Source organism: Bacillus sp. G16 (assembly GCF_021282335.1).
GTDB lineage: Bacteria > Bacillota > Bacilli > Bacillales > Bacillaceae > Bacillus > Bacillus inaquosorum.
Genome location: NZ_JAJSOZ010000014.1, coordinates 1 through 17168, shown reverse-complemented (window position 1 = coordinate 17168; position 17168 = coordinate 1). Strand labels below are relative to the sequence as shown.

The 17168-nt window shown below is 43.7% G+C and carries 17 protein-coding genes and 2 pseudogenes; 13 read left to right on the top strand and 6 right to left on the bottom strand.

Going from position 1 to position 17168, the window contains the following annotated elements:
* Positions 1-4: 4 nt before the first annotated feature.
* From narK to LWH95_RS16240, 3 genes are all read right to left on the bottom strand, one after another.
* Positions 5-1192 (bottom strand): nitrate transporter NarK, encoded by a 1188-nt coding sequence (gene narK, locus LWH95_RS16250; protein WP_133485624.1) that lies wholly within the window; start codon positions 1190-1192, stop codon positions 5-7.
* A gap of 133 nt (positions 1193-1325) precedes the next feature.
* Entirely contained in the window at positions 1326-2996 is a 1671-nt protein-coding gene (gene argS / locus LWH95_RS16245; RefSeq protein WP_133485622.1) for an arginine--tRNA ligase, read from the bottom strand.
* Positions 2993-3421 carry a DUF1934 domain-containing protein gene (locus tag LWH95_RS16240; protein ID WP_003235873.1) on the bottom strand — a complete coding sequence of 143 codons (429 nt, stop codon included), beginning with the start codon at positions 3419-3421 and terminating at the stop codon, positions 2993-2995. Before LWH95_RS16240 ends, argS begins: the two co-directional genes overlap by 4 nt.
* Before the next feature lie 313 nt (positions 3422-3734).
* Between LWH95_RS16240 and sboA the strand changes: the two genes are divergently transcribed.
* From sboA to LWH95_RS16195, 9 genes and pseudogenes are all read left to right on the top strand, one after another.
* On the top strand, positions 3735-3866 hold the full coding sequence (sboA, locus tag LWH95_RS16235; RefSeq protein ID WP_003222002.1) for a subtilosin A: 132 nt from the start codon (positions 3735-3737) through the stop codon (positions 3864-3866).
* Positions 3823-3930, top strand: a pseudogene (locus LWH95_RS16230) (bacteriocin-like protein SboX); the annotation flags it as partial. The gene sboA and the pseudogene LWH95_RS16230, both read left to right, overlap by 44 nt.
* A gap of 70 nt (positions 3931-4000) precedes the next feature.
* Complete coding sequence (gene albA / locus LWH95_RS16225) at positions 4001-5347, top strand: subtilosin maturase AlbA (protein ID WP_100275374.1); 1347 nt, start codon at positions 4001-4003, stop codon at positions 5345-5347.
* Positions 5348-5359: 12 nt separating this feature from the next.
* Positions 5360-5521 carry an antilisterial bacteriocin subtilosin biosynthesis protein AlbB gene (albB, locus tag LWH95_RS16220; RefSeq protein ID WP_003222006.1) on the top strand — a complete coding sequence of 54 codons (162 nt, stop codon included), beginning with the start codon at positions 5360-5362 and terminating at the stop codon, positions 5519-5521.
* Positions 5518-6237: an ATP-binding cassette domain-containing protein gene (locus LWH95_RS16215; protein ID WP_003235877.1), complete on the top strand. Its 720-nt coding sequence runs from the start codon at positions 5518-5520 to the stop codon at positions 6235-6237. Before albB ends, LWH95_RS16215 begins: the two co-directional genes overlap by 4 nt.
* On the top strand, positions 6230-7540 hold the full coding sequence (gene albD / locus LWH95_RS16210) for an antilisterial bacteriocin subtilosin biosynthesis protein AlbD (protein ID WP_133485620.1): 1311 nt from the start codon (positions 6230-6232) through the stop codon (positions 7538-7540). Before LWH95_RS16215 ends, albD begins: the two co-directional genes overlap by 8 nt.
* Entirely contained in the window at positions 7494-8690 is a 1197-nt protein-coding gene (locus tag LWH95_RS16205; RefSeq protein WP_133485618.1) for an insulinase family protein, read from the top strand. The genes albD and LWH95_RS16205 overlap by 47 nt, the downstream gene beginning before the upstream one ends.
* A gap of 4 nt (positions 8691-8694) precedes the next feature.
* Positions 8695-9975: a M16 family metallopeptidase gene (locus LWH95_RS16200; RefSeq protein ID WP_232919985.1), complete on the top strand. Its 1281-nt coding sequence runs from the start codon at positions 8695-8697 to the stop codon at positions 9973-9975.
* On the top strand, positions 9972-10673 hold the full coding sequence (locus LWH95_RS16195; protein ID WP_133485615.1) for a bacteriocin biosynthesis protein AlbG: 702 nt from the start codon (positions 9972-9974) through the stop codon (positions 10671-10673). Before LWH95_RS16200 ends, LWH95_RS16195 begins: the two co-directional genes overlap by 4 nt.
* A gap of 6 nt (positions 10674-10679) precedes the next feature.
* Here the strand turns inward: LWH95_RS16195 and LWH95_RS16190 are convergent, their stop codons facing one another.
* Complete coding sequence (locus LWH95_RS16190; protein ID WP_232919984.1) at positions 10680-12056, bottom strand: YncE family protein; 1377 nt, start codon at positions 12054-12056, stop codon at positions 10680-10682.
* Between the two features lie 39 nt (positions 12057-12095).
* Entirely contained in the window at positions 12096-13451 is a 1356-nt protein-coding gene (locus LWH95_RS16185; protein ID WP_232919983.1) for a YncE family protein, read from the bottom strand.
* Positions 13452-13680: 229 nt separating this feature from the next.
* Between LWH95_RS16185 and rapF the strand changes: the two genes are divergently transcribed.
* Both rapF and phrF read left to right on the top strand, forming a co-directional pair.
* The gene (gene rapF, locus LWH95_RS16180; RefSeq protein WP_232919982.1) at positions 13681-14826 is read left to right on the top strand and encodes a response regulator aspartate phosphatase RapF; all 1146 of its coding nucleotides are present in this window, start codon (positions 13681-13683) and stop codon (positions 14824-14826) included.
* Positions 14810-14929 (top strand): phosphatase RapF inhibitor PhrF, encoded by a 120-nt coding sequence (gene phrF, locus LWH95_RS16175; protein WP_003222023.1) that lies wholly within the window; start codon positions 14810-14812, stop codon positions 14927-14929. Before rapF ends, phrF begins: the two co-directional genes overlap by 17 nt.
* 132 nt (positions 14930-15061) lie before the next feature.
* Here phrF and LWH95_RS16170 read toward each other — a convergent pair.
* Positions 15062-16405, bottom strand: a pseudogene (locus LWH95_RS16170) (IS1182 family transposase).
* A 292-nt stretch (positions 16406-16697) separates the two neighbouring features.
* On the opposite strand from LWH95_RS16170, the gene LWH95_RS16165 reads away from it, so the two are divergent.
* Positions 16698-16901, top strand: coding sequence for a helix-turn-helix transcriptional regulator (locus LWH95_RS16165; protein WP_232919981.1), 204 nt, complete (start codon positions 16698-16700; stop codon positions 16899-16901).
* Between the two features lie 13 nt (positions 16902-16914).
* Positions 16915-17118, top strand: a complete 204-nt coding sequence (locus LWH95_RS16160) for a hypothetical protein (protein WP_039075166.1) — start codon at positions 16915-16917, stop codon at positions 17116-17118.
* The last annotated feature ends 50 nt before the right edge of the window (positions 17119-17168 follow it).

Genomic DNA, 17168 nt, shown 5'->3' with positions numbered 1-17168 from the left:
AGTGTTAGTTGACGCTCTGACTGTTTCTCTCCGTGTGCGATTTCATTCTTTCCTGCCAATACATCCATATGACAAGGACAAAGCTGGCTAACGCAACTTCCGAAAGCGCCATGAAGCCGATCGCATATTGTCCTGTTGCCTGAAACACACTCGTCAAAATCAGCGGAGGGAAAAAACCGCCTAGTCCGCCCATAGCAGACACAATACCATTGGCAATCCCCGCTTGCTTCGAAAAATAGAAAGGCACCAGTTTAAAAACGGTCCCGTTTCCTATGCCTGAGCAGACTGCCACCGTTAATGACCCAAACGTATAAAGGCCGATCGTCGGCGAGAATGATAAGATAATGCCTGATAATGTAAGTCCCGCAAAAACGAACATCAAGATGCGGAGCGGGCTCATTTTATCAGCCAAGAGTCCTCCCACGGGCCTGAGCAGCGTTGATACGGCAATAAATCCAGCCGTCCGCAAACCGGCGTCCGCAGGATTCAGCCCAAAGTTCTCAACTAGAAAGTTCGGCAGATAGATGGTGAAAGCGACAAAGGCGCCGAACGTAATAAAGTAAAACAGGCTCAAAAACCACAGTACATGATTTCGGTAAACGGCTTTGATTTGAGTTTTTATGGAAACATTCACTTTCTTCTCATGCCGGTCGCCGAATAATACGTGCAGCAATGCGAAAACTGCCAGCAGAACCAGATACATCTGCACAGTTGTTTTCCATCCCGCAGCTTGAGCGATAACCGGCGCGGCAAATGTGGTAATGGCGGTTCCGATGTTTCCGGCCCCGTAAATCCCATTGACGACACCGTGCTTTTCTTTCGGATAATATTTCGGCAGGGATGTCACCCCAATGGAGAATACCGCTCCCCCAATCCCTAAGAAAAAACCACCCGCGATTAAATCAAACAGAGAATCCGCGATACTGATCCAAAACACAGGAAATAAAAGCAGGATGAAGCTGATCATGAACATCAGCCTTGCGCCAAACCTGTTCGTTAAATACCCTAAAGGAATGCGGAGAAGCGACCCGAGGATTACGGGAATCGCTGTCACCAAAGAAATCTCGCCTTTGCTTAAATGAATATCTAATGTGATTTGGGAAATGAGTGATGAAATCAGCACCCAAACCATAAACCCTGCCACCAAGCTTAATGACTGTAACGATAATTGAATGTGTTGACGGTTGATCATTTGGCTTGCCCCTTTCAATGATTCAATAATCAGTCTTATCATACAAAAACCCAGCAAACAGGATTGTGAATTACATCACACGTTTTCCTCATAAAAAAAGGGCAAAGCCCGCAGGCTTTGCCCTTTCTCATCATTACATTTTTTCCGGAGCCGATACGCCGATCAGCTGAAGCGCATTGTTCAGCGTAATTTGCGTTGCTTTCATTAAAGCCAGACGCGCACGGCTTTTCTCTTCATTTTCAGGATCGATGACTTTCTCTGCATTGTAGAAGCTGTGCAGAGAAGAAGCCAAATCATAAATATAGTTTGTGACACGGTGCGGAATTCGTTTTTCCGCCGCCTCCGCCACTGCCTCCGGGAAGCCGCCGATCGTTTTCAGCAGGTCATATTCTTTTTCTGATTGAATATGGCTGAAATCAAGATCCGCCGCCGGCTTAAGTCCCTGCTCTTCCCCTTGGCGAAGCATGCTGCAAATACGGGCATGTGCGTATTGTGCATAATACACAGGGTTTTCGTTAGATGTTGATACAGCAAGATCTAAGTCAAAATCCATATGCGTATCCGCACTGCGCATCGCAAAGAAGTAACGCACGGCATCCAAGCCGACTTCTTCAATCAGGTCGCGCATCGTTACCGCTTTACCCGTCCGTTTGCTCATTTTCATTTTCTCACCGTTTTTGTAAAGGTGAACGAGCTGAATGATTTCTACTTCAAGCGTTCCTTTTTCATAACCAAGCGCTTCGATTGCCGCTTTCATACGCGGGATGTAGCCGTGGTGATCGGCGCCCCAAACGTTGATCAGCTTATCAAAGCCGCGGTCAAGCTTATCCTTATGGTACGCGATATCAGGCAGCAGGTACGTGTACGAGCCGTCCTTCTTGATCAATACACGGTCTTTATCATCGCCGAACGCCGTAGAGCGGAACCAAGTTGCGCCGTCTTCTTCATAGACATGGCCTTTTTCGCGGAGCGCTTCAAGCGCCTTGTCGATTTTTCCGTTTTGGTACAGTGAAGTTTCGGAATACCACACATCAAACGGCACACGGAAGTTTTCCAAGTCCTTGCGAAGCTTTTCCAGCTCGTATTTCAGACCGTAATCACGGAAAAATGCGAGGCGTTCGCTTTCCTCTTCGTTGACGAAACGGTCGCCGTATTCCTCAGCGAGACGCTTTCCGATCGCAATGATATCCTCGCCGCGGTAGCCGTCCTCCGGCATCGTTTTTTCCAAGCCGAGCGCTTCAAAGTAACGGACTTCCACAGAAAGCGCCAGGTTGTTGATTTGGTTTCCGGCATCGTTAATGTAGTATTCGCGGCTCACATCGTAACCAGCCTTTGAAAGCACATTGCACAGGGAATCGCCGACAGCCGCACCGCGCGCATGGCCGAGGTGAAGGTCTCCCGTCGGATTCGCTGATACGAATTCTACCTGGACTCGTTCACCGTTTCCGATGTTCGTTTCCCCGTATGCTTCTCCTGCTTCCAATACAGACGGAATCAGCTTCGTTAAATATTGATTGTTCATATAGAAATTGATAAAACCCGGGCCAGCGATATCTAGTTTTTCAATCGAAGCCTTTCCTTTATCAAAATGAGCGACAATTTCTTCAGCGATTTGACGCGGCGCTTTTTTTGCAATTCTAGCCAGCTGCATCGCCATATTCGTTGAATAATCGCCGTGTGTTTTATCTTTCGGTGTTTCTAAAATGACATTGGGAATCTGGTTTTCTTCAGCCAGCCCCGCTTTCAGAACGGCCGCTTTGATTTCTTCTTTCAGCACGTCCTTCATTTGTTCCGCAATGTTCATGCGTGAGTTCCTCCCTCATACGTGATCGTCATATTATGTAAATGCTGCTGCTCGTCTCCGACATGCATGTCATATGCGATGCTGATACGGCCTTTTTCTTCGCCGAGATCAGATTGAATCGATTTTGTGCTTGTTTTCAGCTCAAGCTCACCAAATGACATTTTATATTTAGCAATTGTAGAAGCTCCCGTTACGAAACGCTGATTCATTTTGACAGCGCCTGACCTCATGACCAGCACTTCGCCTTCGCTTACTTTCACAATCGTTTTCACTTTGCCTAAGTCGTGTTCCTCATAATAAGATAGATACACTTTATTTTGTTTTACATAGTAAAATCCGGTGGTGCGGAATTCGATGACTTCCTGGTTTCCGTCATCCTCGATCACAGACTTCACATGGAGTGTTATCGGTGTCTCTTGCTTCATTTTGACACGTCCTTTTCATCATTCCACTTTGACTTGAATAGTATAATCATTCAGTTTGTAAACTTCAACTGCTTCTATCTTACCATCATTGCTCATCATATTTGAAGATAAACCTCATAAAAAGCATTTCCTTACTAGAAGAGAAAATCATATCACTAATTACCTTTAGGAAATGTTACACTTTTCCGAAATCTATCGTTTTCATTTCACATTTTCTTCAAAATATATGTATTGAATTGGTAATTTATTAGTTTTATCATAAAAGTACAACATAGATCTGCTAGAAAAAACAAAAAAAAGGGAGGATTCAATTATGAAAAAAGCTGTTATTGTAGAAAACAAAGGTTGTGCAACATGCTCGATCGGAGCCGCTTGTCTAGTGGACGGTCCTATCCCTGATTTTGAAATTGCCGGTGCAACAGGTCTATTCGGTCTATGGGGATAAGGTTCTCCAAAAAGGGCATAGTGATTCTACTATGCCCTTTTTAAGTAAATTACAATTTTTAACTTAAATCTACCTCATGGTTTATACATACACAATCGTTTTTCATTTGAATCATATGTAGAGGGGATGGTATTTTGTTTATAGAGCAGATGTTTCCATTTATTAATGAAAGTGTAAGAGTTCACCAGCTTCCCGAGGGCGGCGTGTTAGAAATCGACTACTTGCGCGATAATGTCTCGATTTCTGACTTTGAGTATTTGGATCTTAACAAAACGGCTTACGAGCTTTGCATGCGAATGGATGGGCAAAAAACGGCTAAACAGATTTTAGCGGAGCAATGCGCAGTGTACGATGAATCACCGGAGGACCATAAGGACTGGTATTACGACATGCTCAACATGCTTCTGAACAAGCAGGTCATCCAGGTTGGAAATCGGGCCAGCCGCCACACAATCACCACGAGCGGAAGCAATGAATTTCCGATGCCGCTGCACGCCACCTTTGAGCTGACGCACCGCTGTAATTTGAAATGCGCTCACTGTTATTTGGAAAGCTCGCCGGAAGCGCTCGGCACCGTGTCGATTGAACAATTCAAGAAAACGGCTGATATGCTGTTCGACAACGGTGTGTTGACATGCGAAATCACGGGCGGAGAAATTTTTGTCCATCCGAACGCCAATGAGATTCTTGACTATGTATGCAAAAAGTTCAAAAAGGTTGCTGTCTTAACGAACGGAACACTCATGCGAAAAGAGAGCCTTGAGCTGTTGAAGACTTACAAGCAAAAAATCATCGTCGGCATATCTCTCGATAGTGTGAATTCTGAGGTCCATGATTCCTTTAGAGGGAGAAAAGGCTCTTTTGCCCAAACTTGTAAAACGATAAAATTGTTGAGTGACCACGGGATATTTGTCAGAGTCGCCATGTCCGTTTTCGAAAAAAACATGTGGGAAATCCACGATATGGCCCAAAAGGTTCGGGATCTCGGGGCGAAGGCGTTCTCTTACAATTGGGTTGATGACTTCGGAAGAGGCAGAGATATCGTCCACCCCACAAAAAATGCCGAGCAGCACCGCAAATTTATGGAATACGAGCAAAATATCATTGATGAGTTTAAAGATCTGATTCCGATTATTCCTTATGAGAGAAAACGCGCGGCAAATTGCGGCGCTGGCTGGAAATCCATCGTGATCAGCCCGTTCGGAGAAGTACGTCCGTGCGCGCTCTTTCCAAAGGAATTTTCATTGGGAAATATTTTTCATGATTCATATGAAAGCATCTTTAACTCCCCTCTCGTCCATAAACTGTGGCAAGCGCAGGCGCCGCGATTCAGCGAGCATTGCATGAAAGACAAATGCCCGTTCAGCGGCTATTGCGGAGGCTGTTACTTAAAAGGGCTGAACTCTAACAAATATCATCGGAAAAACATTTGCTCCTGGGCGAAAAATGAACAATTAGAAGACGTGGTCCAGCTTATTTAGGAGGGAAACGATTTGTCACCAGCACAAAGAAGAATTTTACTGTATATCCTTTCATTTATCTTTGTCATCGGCGCAGTCGTCTATTTTGTCAAAAGCGATTATTTATTTACGCTGATTTTCATTGCCATTGCCATTCTTTTCGGGATGCGCGCGCGGAAGGCTGACTCGCGATGAGCATTTTGGATATACACGATGTCTCCGTTTGGTATGAACGGGACAACGTCATCTTAGAACACGTGGATTTACATTTAGAAAAAGGCGCTGTTTACGGATTGCTTGGGGTAAACGGCGCCGGAAAAACGACACTGATCAATACGCTGACAGGGGTGAACCGTAATTTCAGCGGGGGCTTTACGCTGTGCGGCATTGAAGCAGAGGCCGGCATGCCGCAGAAAACATCAGATCAGCTGAAGATTCACCGTTACTTCGCCGCCGATTATCCGCTGCTGTTTACAGAAATTACGGCGAAGGACTATGTGTCTTTCGTTCACTCGCTTTATCAAAAGGATTTTTCAGAACAGCAGTTTACCAGTTTGGCCGAGGCCTTTCATTTTTCCAAATACACCAACAGGAGAATTGCGGAGCTGTCCTTGGGGAACAGGCAAAAGGTTGTGTTGATGACAGGCTTATTGCTGCGGGCTCCCCTGTTTATTTTAGATGAGCCGCTCGTCGGTTTGGATGTGGAATCGATAGAAGTCTTTTATCAAAAAATGCGCGAGTACTGTGAGGCAGGCGGAACCATTCTGTTTTCTTCCCATCTGCTCGATGTCGTGCAGAGATTTTGTGATTATGCGGCCATTCTTCACAACAAGCAGATCCAAAAGGTCATTCCGATTGGTGAGGAGACCGATCTGCGGCGGGAATTTTTCGAGGTGATCGGCCATGAATAACATATTCCCCATCATGTCTCTGCTGTTCAAACAGCTTTACAGCCGGCAAGGGAAAAAGGACGCCATTCGCATTGCCGCAGGGCTTGTGATTCTCGCTGTGTTTGAAATCGGGCTGATCCGTCAGGCCGGCATTGACGAATCGGTGTTGGGAAAAACATATATCATACTCGCGCTTCTTTTGATGAACGCATATATGGTGTTTCTTTCTGTGACATCTCAATGGAAGGAATCTTATATGAAGCTGAGCTGCCTGCTGCCGATTTCTTCACGGAGCTTTTGGCTCGCCCAGAGTGTCGTTCTGTTTATCGACACCTGTTTGAGAAGAACATTATTCTTTTTTATTTTACCGCTGTTCTTATTTGGAAACGGAACGCTGTCAGGGGCGCAAACGTTCATTTGGCTTGGCAGATTTTCGTTTTTTACCGTTTACTCAATAATATTCGGTGTAGTACTAAGCAACCATTTTGTCAAAAAGAAGAACTGGATGTTTCTGCTGCATGCAGCCGTTTTCGCCTGTGTATGCTTCAGTGCCGCTTTTATGCCGGCCGTTACGATCCCGCTATGTGCGGTTCATATGCTATGGGCGGTGGTCATTGACTTTCCTGTCTTTCTGCAGGCGCCTCCGCAGCAGAGCAAGATGCATTCTTTTTTGCGGAGATCTGAATTTTCGTTTTACAAAAGGGAATGGAACCGATTTATCTCCTCTAAAGCGATGCTGTTAAATTACGTGGTGATGGCGGCGTTCAGCGGATTCTTTTCGTTCCAGATGATGAATACCGGCATCTTCAATCAGCAAGTGATTTATATTGTGATTTCCGCCCTTCTGCTGATCTGCTCGCCGATCGCCCTATTGTACTCTATTGAAAAAAACGATCGGATGCTGCTCATCACGCTTCCGATTAAACGAAGAACGATGTTTTGGGCGAAATACCGCTTTTATTCAGGCCTATTGGCAGGCGGATTTCTCCTTGTCGCTATCATTGTGGGCTTCATCAGCAGCCGTCCGATTTCAGCTCTCACTTTTGTACAGTGTATGGAATTGCTGCTGGCGGGAGCGTTTATCCGGTTAACCGCGGATGAAAAAAGGCCGTCCTTCAGCTGGCAGACGGAACAGCAGCTCTGGAGCGGTTTCTCAAAATACCGGTCTTATCTATTTTGTCTTCCTCTTTTCTTAGCCACATTAGCCGGCACCGCTGTCTCCTTGGCGGTTATTCCGATTGCCGGGCTGATCATAGTCTATTACCTGCAAAAACAGGATGGTGGTTTCTTTGATACAAGCAAAAGAGAACGGCTTAGAAGTTAACCTGCTGAAGACTCATCAATTTTCAACAATCTCAATCGCCGCGAGCTTTCTGAAGCCAATCGAAAGCGCGGCGGAACCTGAAGAAGAAACAATCTATTTTTACGGCGCCGCCGCACACCTGAAGCAGCAAATCATTGACGCTTTCGGTTATGCTGCCGGCAGCCGCTTTATGTATTCAGCGAATCTCTTTTTTGACCAGCAGCTGAAAACCTGCGGAACCCGTTTAATTCACCCGTTATATGACAAGAGTCTTCATGTTGATGCCCTGTTGAAGACATTTGCAGACATATCCTTCCCTTCTTCTCTTTCAGCCGAAGCTGTTGAAAGGGCAAGGAATGAGCTGCTGCTGAAGATCGAAAAAAAATTCGCTGACCCCTTCTCCTACTCGGCGGCCCGGTTGGCGGAGGAGGCCTTCGGAAACCCAATGTACGGTACAGCCATGTTTGGCCGGAAAAACAAGATACAGGCGATCCATCCTAAACGGTTTCTCGACGCAACGGACTTCATCGTTGATTTATTGTCCCAGCAAAAACAGCTGAACATATTAGGACACGTACAAGCCTGTGATGTTCCGGGACATGCCCAGCAAACGTCTGCCATGACGGCCGGAAGAATACCCGTGAACCGGCATGTTTTTGAAACAGAGACACGCAGCGAAGCAGGCCCTTCCGTCTTGACACTCGGGTTTGACTGCGGGGAGATGAAAGACGCCAGCGATTATATCAAAATCCAGCTGATAGACGGATTGCTCGGAAAATACGGTCATTCCGCTTTATTCAAGCATTTTCGCGAGAAGGATCTGGCAGTCTATCACGTCATCACCCGATACGACATCATGAACAATTTGCTGCTTGTTTCAATATGTACGGATCAGCTTCATGAGAAAGAAATTCCCCCGCGCGTTTTGGAAGCTGTCTCACATTTTCAAACGGATGAACAGGAACTAGAACAGGCAAAGCAATTTTTACGCAATGAAATGCTGCTGCAATTCGATTCTCCAGAAGGACTTTTGGCCTATATGGGGATTCTGCGCCGCTTCTCCTGCACGAAGGAAGACTTGCTGGATGGCATCTCAGAGGTTACGTGCCGTGATGTGTTGGAATTCATAGCGACTATCAATTATATCGGAGCTCATGTAGTAAGGGGATGAAGAGATGGAAAAGAAAGCTTTTTTTCAACAGCTGGATGAACGAACCGATATCAGATACACAGACAGCGGACTGAAAATATTCAGATTGAAATTTCCCCGCGCAAACCTGCGGCTGTGCAATGTGAAAATCGATTTTGGGAGCCGGGATGTCCGCTTACAGGCAGAATCCGGCGACACGCAACTCCCATATGGCACAGCCCATTTTTTAGAGCATCTTCTCTTCTGGCATAACGGCCGCAATCTGTACAGTGATTTCTTTGCTCATGGCGCGCTTTTAAATGCGTTCACTACCTACACCGATACCAATTTTATGTTTACCTCATTGCCGGATCGGTGTAGACAGACGATCCCCATCCTGCTTGATGCGTTATCGAACCACTCATTTGACAAGCAGATGATCACTCAGGAAAAAGCTGTGATTACAAATGAAATTCAAACAGCACACCTCAATCATCAGCTCTCTTACCATTACCAGCTGATCAGCATGCTTTCTCCCGCCTCACCAGCTGCGGTCTTCCCTGCAGGCAGAATCAAGGACATTGAGGCGCTGGACATCCGTGATTTACAGAAAGCCTACAAGGCTGCCTACAAGCCCCAGCGGATGACGCTGTTTTTGATTGGAGGCTCAGAAGATGCGGAAACCCTTTTGCCTCCTCACCTCCGGCTGGAAAAGCGTCCAGATCATAAAGCAGATAGAAAAATGATCCCCGCGTACCCTCCACCCCTTTCGCAAAAAGAGGTGCTGGGTGATGAGGAAAGGCCTGGAGACACATGGACTGGACTGCAAATCGGCGCACTCCCCGGACAAAATGATCTGTTGACGTTAAAGCTTTATTGGGACATCGCGTCTCGTATTCTATTTCAATTCGGTTCGCCGTTTTTTCAAGAAATTCAGCAAACGTACCGCCTGGAAATCGATCGCTTGTCAGCCGAGGCTCACATGTATGAGGATGGCGGTTTTTTGATCCTTCACAGCCAAGGGGCGCATTCTTCGGCTTATATCGATGTCGCTTCCTACTATGTCAGACAGCAGAAAAAACAAATTGCGGCCTGGCTCCAATACGGCAAGGACTCCTTGACGGACGCGATCATTTATGACAGCGATTATGTGCGTAAATGCTTTGAATGGGCGGCCGAGTGTGAACGGTTCGATTGCTCATTTCTCGACTTGTACCGCGCCATTCACGATATGAATGTCCAGGATTTCATGTCTCTCATTGATGTATTGGGATCTTCTAAAAAAGCGGTCATTCACGTTTCACAGAAAGAGGCGATTGGACAATGAGAAAAAGCACTGTCTTTACCGTGTTATTGCTGCTCGTTGGTATGGCGGCGTATTCCTTCGGCTGGGTTCAGACCTTCGCCGAAGCCGCTGCCCAATATGTAAAGATGATCAACAATGATGCTGTGCGGCTCGGACTGCTGGCTTGTATCGCTTCCGTCCTGATGCTGCCCGCTTTTCTCTATCTTCACTATGTCACCCAATCCGTAAAAAACATGACAGCAGCCTTTCAGAAACTCACACAGTCTCATCAAAGCTGCTGTGACTTCCAGCATCACAGATTGTGCAGCCGTTATGCCGACGATGTCAAATCGCTGCGTGACAGCTATAAAAACGTCCGCCAAGCATACGTGATGGCTGCTGTATTATGCCAAGTCATCATATTCGGCTGCATGTTCGAAATCGTCAAAGCCGTCCCTTTCCGTTTTCACACGCCCCCTGCCGTTTCAATGGGACTTGCGGTGTTGCTTGTTTTGTATTTATTGTTTTATATGCGAACATACTTGCTTCAGCTATTCCAGCATGGCACCCTGTTCAGAAAAGTGCTTGTGGGAGTGCTGACAGGAGCCGGAATATGGTGGATGCTCAGTTTTACCATAAGTGAACTGCTGTTTCTGATCATCCTGGCAGCCATCCAGCAGATCGGGTCATTTATTTATAAACGATTGTCTTATCGCAGCTCTGCTTCTCTCGACCTGTGAAATGAGCTATATCGCTATCGCAGACGGACCGGCCCCAACAGGAATCACCGTCACAGCTGTATAATCACTTGTGCGGTACACGGTCACGGTATTGTCGTTGGGCTGTGCTGCATAAATATACTGATTGTCCGGCGTTACGGCGAGGTCAGAGGCGCCAGGGAGAGAGGCAGTTGTTATAAAGGTATGCTGCGCTGTATCTACGACAGTGAGATTCTCCGGAAATACCTCAAAATAGGGCTCAAGGAAAAACGCACGAGTCCCGTCAGCAGAAAAAACAATTGTAATTAAACCGTCAAACAGTCTGTTAATTTGTGAAGATTCGCTAAATGTTGTCAAATCTATCACAGAAACGACATTCGGCCTTAGCTCACCATTTTCCAGATAAGCAAAATCCCCTATTAACGGGGTTTCAATAAGATTTGGTGTTTCAAAGTTACTTAAACTATCAATCAGCTGCCCTGTATTGATGTCATATTTATTAACGACCCAAAATCCAGAGTTGGTCGTATAGAAAAACTGTCCGTTAGGGTCCAGGGCAAAATCGTCCGCAGCGGGGGACACCGTGAATGTATTGGTAATGGTTTGCGAGGAAATATTAATTTCATAAATGGAGCTGCCCCCTGCGAGAATATAAGCAAATTCGCCCCCAATTTCAAACTGGATTTTTCTTGGGGCTCCTGCAAGAGGGATGGTTTGTGTAACCGTTAATGTTTCGTTGTTAATGATCGATACAAGATTCGCATTCCTATGGAGAACATACGTATACGCTTTATCCAAGGTAACACCCAGATCAGTCGGGATATCAGATAAAGAAATGGTACTTACAAGAGTATTCACGTCAGTATCAATGACCGAAACTGTGCCGTCTCCAGTGTTTGCAGTAAACACGTAAGATCGCTGATCCGGTTCCGGTACAAGCACAATCGTCCCCGTCACCGATAAAGGACTGCCGTAGAACGGCGGAACGACAACAAGGTTCTCGATTGTGATGTCACTGAAATCCGGGCAATCATCCGGGTTATCAGAATAATAGACGACTTGATCGATCTTTGCATTGTGAATGACAGAAACAGCCCCGTCCCCTTGTCCATATTGATTTCTTACAGGTGAGACACTGACAAGAAGCGTAACGGTCCCTTGCAGACGCACAGCATATTGAACACCGATATCTTCTGGTTCCGGCCCAGTCTGGATTAAACAAGGCTCACTGATACAGGACAAATTGTCTGTACTCCACGTAACCGCTGCAGCTGCTTCGGCAGAATCAATAGTGAACCCCTCAGGAATGTCAATCGGCACTTGAAACAGCGCTTCTCGGCTGATCTCCTCATCACAAAAACAGAAACAATTTTCCTGTAAGTCAGAAAGATCATTTTTTTTCATAATTTCACGTCCTTTTAAAAATGCACAACATGCATCTGGTTAAATCGCAATGGCACTCGGTGAAACCCCAAGAGATATGACAGTTTCCACAGAATAATCATCGGTGTTGTAAACAGTAATGCTTTGCTCTATAAAATGAGTTGCATACAGAAATTCGCCATTCGGGGTAAACGCAAAGTCACTTCCCTGTTGTGGAAGATTTCCTATTACGTCTGCACCACCTGGACTGACGGAATATAGATTGTGAGTGAAACCATCAAACAAATACACCTCTGATCCGCTCGTAAACATTAGATACTCACCTTCATACTCCAGCTCTTGGGTACTACTGATCGTAAAGGTATTTAAATCAATAATCGTCAAATAATTGAAGAAGTGATCTTCTTCTAATACATAGGCAAATCGCTCCGGCGGCTTTGTTTCTATGGAATTTACAATAAGCTCTCGTTCAATCGTTCCTGTAACTTCACCGGTAGATAAGTCCACTTTTTGCACTAAACCAAAATCAAGAACATAGGCGAACAACCCATTGGGATCAATTGCAATATCATACCCTTCAACAGGAATAGACCTTTCTACAGTTGACGTTTCTATTCTGATCACATAAATGGCATTACCGGCGAGAACATAGGCAAAATCATGTTCAGGCACAAATTTAATTGTTTCAGGCGGCTGATCTAGCAGAATGGATGTATTAACAGTCAATGTGTCATAATCAATGACAGAAATCATATTATTGTTGAAATGCAAGACAAACACAGAGCTTTTATCCGGGGTTATTTCAATACCTGTCGGCTCGAACGGTAGAGCAATCGTTGTGAACACGGCATGAGTGTTTGTATCAATCACAGAAACCGATTGAGCATCTGGATTCGCTGTAAACGCATAAACAGGTTCCGGTTCCGGTACAAGCACAATCGTTCCTGTTACTGATAAAGGACTGCCGTAAAACGGCGGGACGACAACAAGGTTCTCGATCGTGATGTCACTGAGATTCGGGCAATCATCCGGTTCATCAGAGTAATAGACGACTTGATCGATCTCTACATTGTGAATGACAGAAACAGCCCCATTCCCTTGTCCATATTGATTTCGTACAGGTGAGACACTGACAAGAAGCGTAACGGTCCCCTGCAGGCGTACTGCAAATTGAACACCGACCTCATCAGGCTCAGGCCCCGTTTGAATTAAACAGCGTTCACTGACACAAGAAAGGCTGTCTGCATTCCATGTGACGTTTGCAACAGCCTCAGCCGGATCAACGACAAACCCCTCAGGCAATTCAATCGGCGCTTGAAACATAGCTTCACGGCTAGCTTCTTCCTCACAAAAACATAAACATTCTTCTTGTGCGACTCCTGCTTTTTCTTTAAAGGAAAGCTTATTTTTTCTCATACCTTCACTTCCTTTTCAGAAATACACTGCTCACGCAGATACAACAGAATATGGAAGGTGAATGTGTTTGCTTGTACAAATTGCCGAGGGTAAAAGTGGTTTTTCGAAAGTATTTCCTCCAACATGCGGTGTAACGAAAGAAAAAATTGCGGTTTTTTTGCGCTTCTCTCAAGAATGATAATGATAAAATATGACATATATAGAATAATGAAGGGAGGGATTTACAAACGTGACAGGTGTCATATCTTCTTCTTCCGTCGGAGAAAAGATTAACGAATGGTATATGTACATACGCCGATTCAGCATACCCGATGCAGAATATTTGCGAAGAGAAATCAGGCAAGAGCTGGATCAAATGGAAGAAGATCAAGACCTTCATTTGTACTATTCACTGATGGAATTCCGGCACAACCTGATGCTTGAGTACCTTGAACCGCTAGAAAAAATGCGGATCGAGGAACAGCCGAGACTGTCTGATCTGCTGCTTGAGATTGATAAAAAACAGGCTCGTTTAACTGGGCTGCTTGAGTACTACTTTAATTTCTTCAGAGGCATGTATGAACTGGACCAGCGGGAATATCTGTCGGCTATTAAATTTTTTAAAAAGGCCGAAAGCAAGTTGATATTCGTTAAGGATCGAATAGAGAAGGCAGAGTTTTTCTTTAAAATGTCTGAGTCTTATTACTATATGAAACAAACGTATTTTTCAATGGACTATGCACGGCAGGCATATGAAATATACAAAGAACATGAAGCTTATAATATAAGATTGCTTCAGTGCCACTCTTTATTTGCTACCAATTTCTTAGATCTGAAACAATATGAGGATGCCATATCACATTTTAAAAAAGCTTACTCTATGGCGGAAGCTGAGAATCAGCCCCAATTAATGGGAAGAACATTGTACAACATCGGGCTTTGTAAAAACAGCCAAAGCCAATATGAGGATGCCGTAACATATTTCAAAAGAGCAATAGCTGTTTTTGAAGAATCTAATATTATTCCTTCCCTGCCCCAAGCCTATTTTTTAATTACACAAATTCATTATAAAATGGGAAAAATGGATAAAGCCCATGCATATCATAGTAAGGGAATGGCTTATTCTCAAAAGGCCGGAGATTCAATATATTTATCGGAGTTTGAATTTTTGAAATCTTTATACTTATCAGGCCCTGATGAAGAAGCAATTCAAAGTTTCTTTGATTTCCTCGAAAGTAAAATGTTGTATGCTGATCTTGAAGATTTCGCTCTTGATGTGGCAAAATATTATCATGAACGTGAAAATTTTCAAAAAGCTTCTGCTTATTTCCTAAAGGTGGAACAAGTAAGGCAACTTATTCAAGGAGGAGTGAGATTGTATGAAATTGAAGTCTAAACTATTACTCTCTTGTCTGGCCCTAAGCACTGTTTTCATCGCAACGAATATTGCAAATGCACCTACACACCAAATTGAAGTTGCACAGCGAGGAATGATTTAATGAAAACAACCGGTTTTTACCGGTGGTCAGCTTGTAGAGAAAACGACGTTTTTTCTACAAGCTTTTTTCTTTTCTGCTGTTTATGTTAGATGTTCTCGGATTTTTAGATACAGAAAAAAAGCTCCCACATTCCTACCCCTGATTTGCTAGGTATGTGGCAATCTTCTTCATGTTCTGACATGCAGCTGTGAGGAGAACTTGTTCACTTAAATTCCGTTTTCCCCTCAACCTGCAATAGCGAAGCCCATGCAGTTGTTTGGAATATGCAAAGCTTCGCTCTATTTTTTCTTTTTTTGTAGAGTTTTTTTCCTAAAACAGACAAACGAGTTTGTCTGACCTTTTCTTTGTGGTCCTCCCATACATGTCGGGTGATGACCTTCTAGCTATTCTTTGATCTTGTGCATTGTTCAAGCAATGGGCATCCGGAACAGGTTTCAGGGGATTTGATTTATATAACCGGTAGCCTTTTCGGTCAGTTGTTGAGTATGTAAGTGTTTATTGATTTGGACAAATGTATCTGTCTTGTTCATTGTCATAATGAAATTTCCATTTTGGAAACAAGCCTCTGGCAGGGTGATAACGTCTATGTGCAATCACACCAAAGATTTCCCGGTCAGATAATCCTTTACAGATCGGAGTCGTTAAAATATCCGGAATCAAGGGCGACGGCTTCTACTTGAAAACCAAATCGTGCAATTTGGTGTTCTAATCGGTCGAGGTGGGCACAGAATCATGGACGTTTCCAGGCGTGACATAGGCGTCTGTGATAATGTTATGTTTCATATCCGTTGTTCGGTGATCCTTCTTTCTGTTTTGTTTTCCCGATACAGATATCCACTTTCCGGATCAGTTGTACTGTGACGGATCTCTTTTTCAGCTTTCACCTCCTCTTTAACCATTAGTGGCTTTTTTTCCGTGTTCCTCCTGATCTTCTTGAATAGCTTCATTTAAATCTTTGATATAGTTTTGTGTATCCTGTTCAATTGTTTTTCTTGTGTATTTATGCTTGTTGGCTTTGACTTTAAGGTGTGAGTGGAATCGGTGAATAGGACACGTCCGCTCACCATGTCTTGATTGATTTCCCGAAGAACAATCTCATCAAAAATGTCTCGAAAGATGGTTGTATCTTTAAAACGTGTGCGTCTGTTCCAGCTGATGGTTGAGTGGTGCGGAACTGGATCGTTTATGTTCAATCCGATAAACCATCTGTACGCCATATTATAGTAAATTTCTTTCTCGAGCTGTCTTTCTGAACGGACACCATAGAGATATCCGATAAACATCATTTTGAATAAAATTATCGGATCAAGGTGAGGGGCGGCCTTTGTTTTCACTGTAATATGGTTTAACCTTTTCAATAATGAAAGAGAAGTCTATGTATTTATCAATTTTTCGAAGCAGATGATCCTCTTCGACAAGTTGTTCGAGAAAAACAAATTCGGCTGCGTTTTGAGAAGAATTTCTTGTGTGGAACATGAGAAAGACACCGTCCTTTTAAGTCTTTCTTTTATTTTATTACAGAGAATGGATATTTTTAAGGAAAAATAAAAGACGTTGAGATTTTCTCAACAGCCTGAGGCTTGCAGAGTTATACTGCAAGCCATTTTTTTGTATAAACAACTTAATGGTCAAATTTGCAAAAACAAAAAATATACCTTAACATCCAAAAGTGTAAAAAACATTTGACACTTATACATATATTATTTAAAATAAATATATAAATTTGAAGATTTAAAATAAGAATAAAAAGAATTTAAGGAGGGTTTTAGTGGATAACAATATTAAAAAATTTAGAACAGCAGCTAATATTTCACAAAATGATTTGGCTAAGCTCTGCAATGTTACCAGGCAAACCATTAATGCAATTGAGAATAATAAATATGACCCGACTTTAAGTCTGGCTTTTTCTATAGCCCACGCATTAAATATAGGAATAGACAAAGTTTTCAACTATAATGTCAAAAAAAACTAAGGGAGAGGTTCTTATGAAGAAAATGGATGAGATGCAAAAACACCAATCGGGCATAGCCGCCAGAATAGCATTTAGTTTTTATACTATCACTTTACTGATATGGTCATTAATAGATTATTTTAATAACGGAAATACAGGGTGGCAATTCCCAATACTATTAATAGGCTGCGCTCTCTATTTGTGGATTCAAGTTTATCATAATAGAAAAACAAGGTAACAATTCCAATAAATTTCTGGAGGATTATACAGTCATGTATGAATATAAGT

Excerpts from the sequence above, each read along its gene's own strand:
- narK (WP_133485624.1), bottom strand. The coding sequence starts at position 1,192 with ATGATCAACCGTCAACACATTCAATTATCGTTACAGTCATTAAGCTTG.
- argS (WP_133485622.1), bottom strand. The coding sequence starts at position 2,996 with ATGAACATTGCGGAACAAATGAAGGACGTGCTGAAAGAAGAAATCAAA.
- LWH95_RS16240 (WP_003235873.1), bottom strand. The coding sequence starts at position 3,421 with ATGAAGCAAGAGACACCGATAACACTCCATGTGAAGTCTGTGATCGAG.
- sboA (WP_003222002.1), top strand. The coding sequence starts at position 3,735 with ATGAAAAAAGCTGTTATTGTAGAAAACAAAGGTTGTGCAACATGCTCG.
- LWH95_RS16215 (WP_003235877.1), top strand. The coding sequence starts at position 5,518 with ATGAGCATTTTGGATATACACGATGTCTCCGTTTGGTATGAACGGGAC.
- albD (WP_133485620.1), top strand. The coding sequence starts at position 6,230 with ATGAATAACATATTCCCCATCATGTCTCTGCTGTTCAAACAGCTTTAC.
- LWH95_RS16205 (WP_133485618.1), top strand. The coding sequence starts at position 7,494 with ATGGTGGTTTCTTTGATACAAGCAAAAGAGAACGGCTTAGAAGTTAAC.
- LWH95_RS16200 (WP_232919985.1), top strand. The coding sequence starts at position 8,695 with ATGGAAAAGAAAGCTTTTTTTCAACAGCTGGATGAACGAACCGATATC.
- LWH95_RS16195 (WP_133485615.1), top strand. The coding sequence starts at position 9,972 with ATGAGAAAAAGCACTGTCTTTACCGTGTTATTGCTGCTCGTTGGTATG.
- LWH95_RS16190 (WP_232919984.1), bottom strand. The coding sequence starts at position 12,056 with ATGAAAAAAAATGATCTTTCTGACTTACAGGAAAATTGTTTCTGTTTT.
- LWH95_RS16185 (WP_232919983.1), bottom strand. The coding sequence starts at position 13,451 with ATGAGAAAAAATAAGCTTTCCTTTAAAGAAAAAGCAGGAGTCGCACAA.
- phrF (WP_003222023.1), top strand. The coding sequence starts at position 14,810 with ATGAAATTGAAGTCTAAACTATTACTCTCTTGTCTGGCCCTAAGCACT.
- LWH95_RS16160 (WP_039075166.1), top strand. The coding sequence starts at position 16,915 with ATGAAGAAAATGGATGAGATGCAAAAACACCAATCGGGCATAGCCGCC.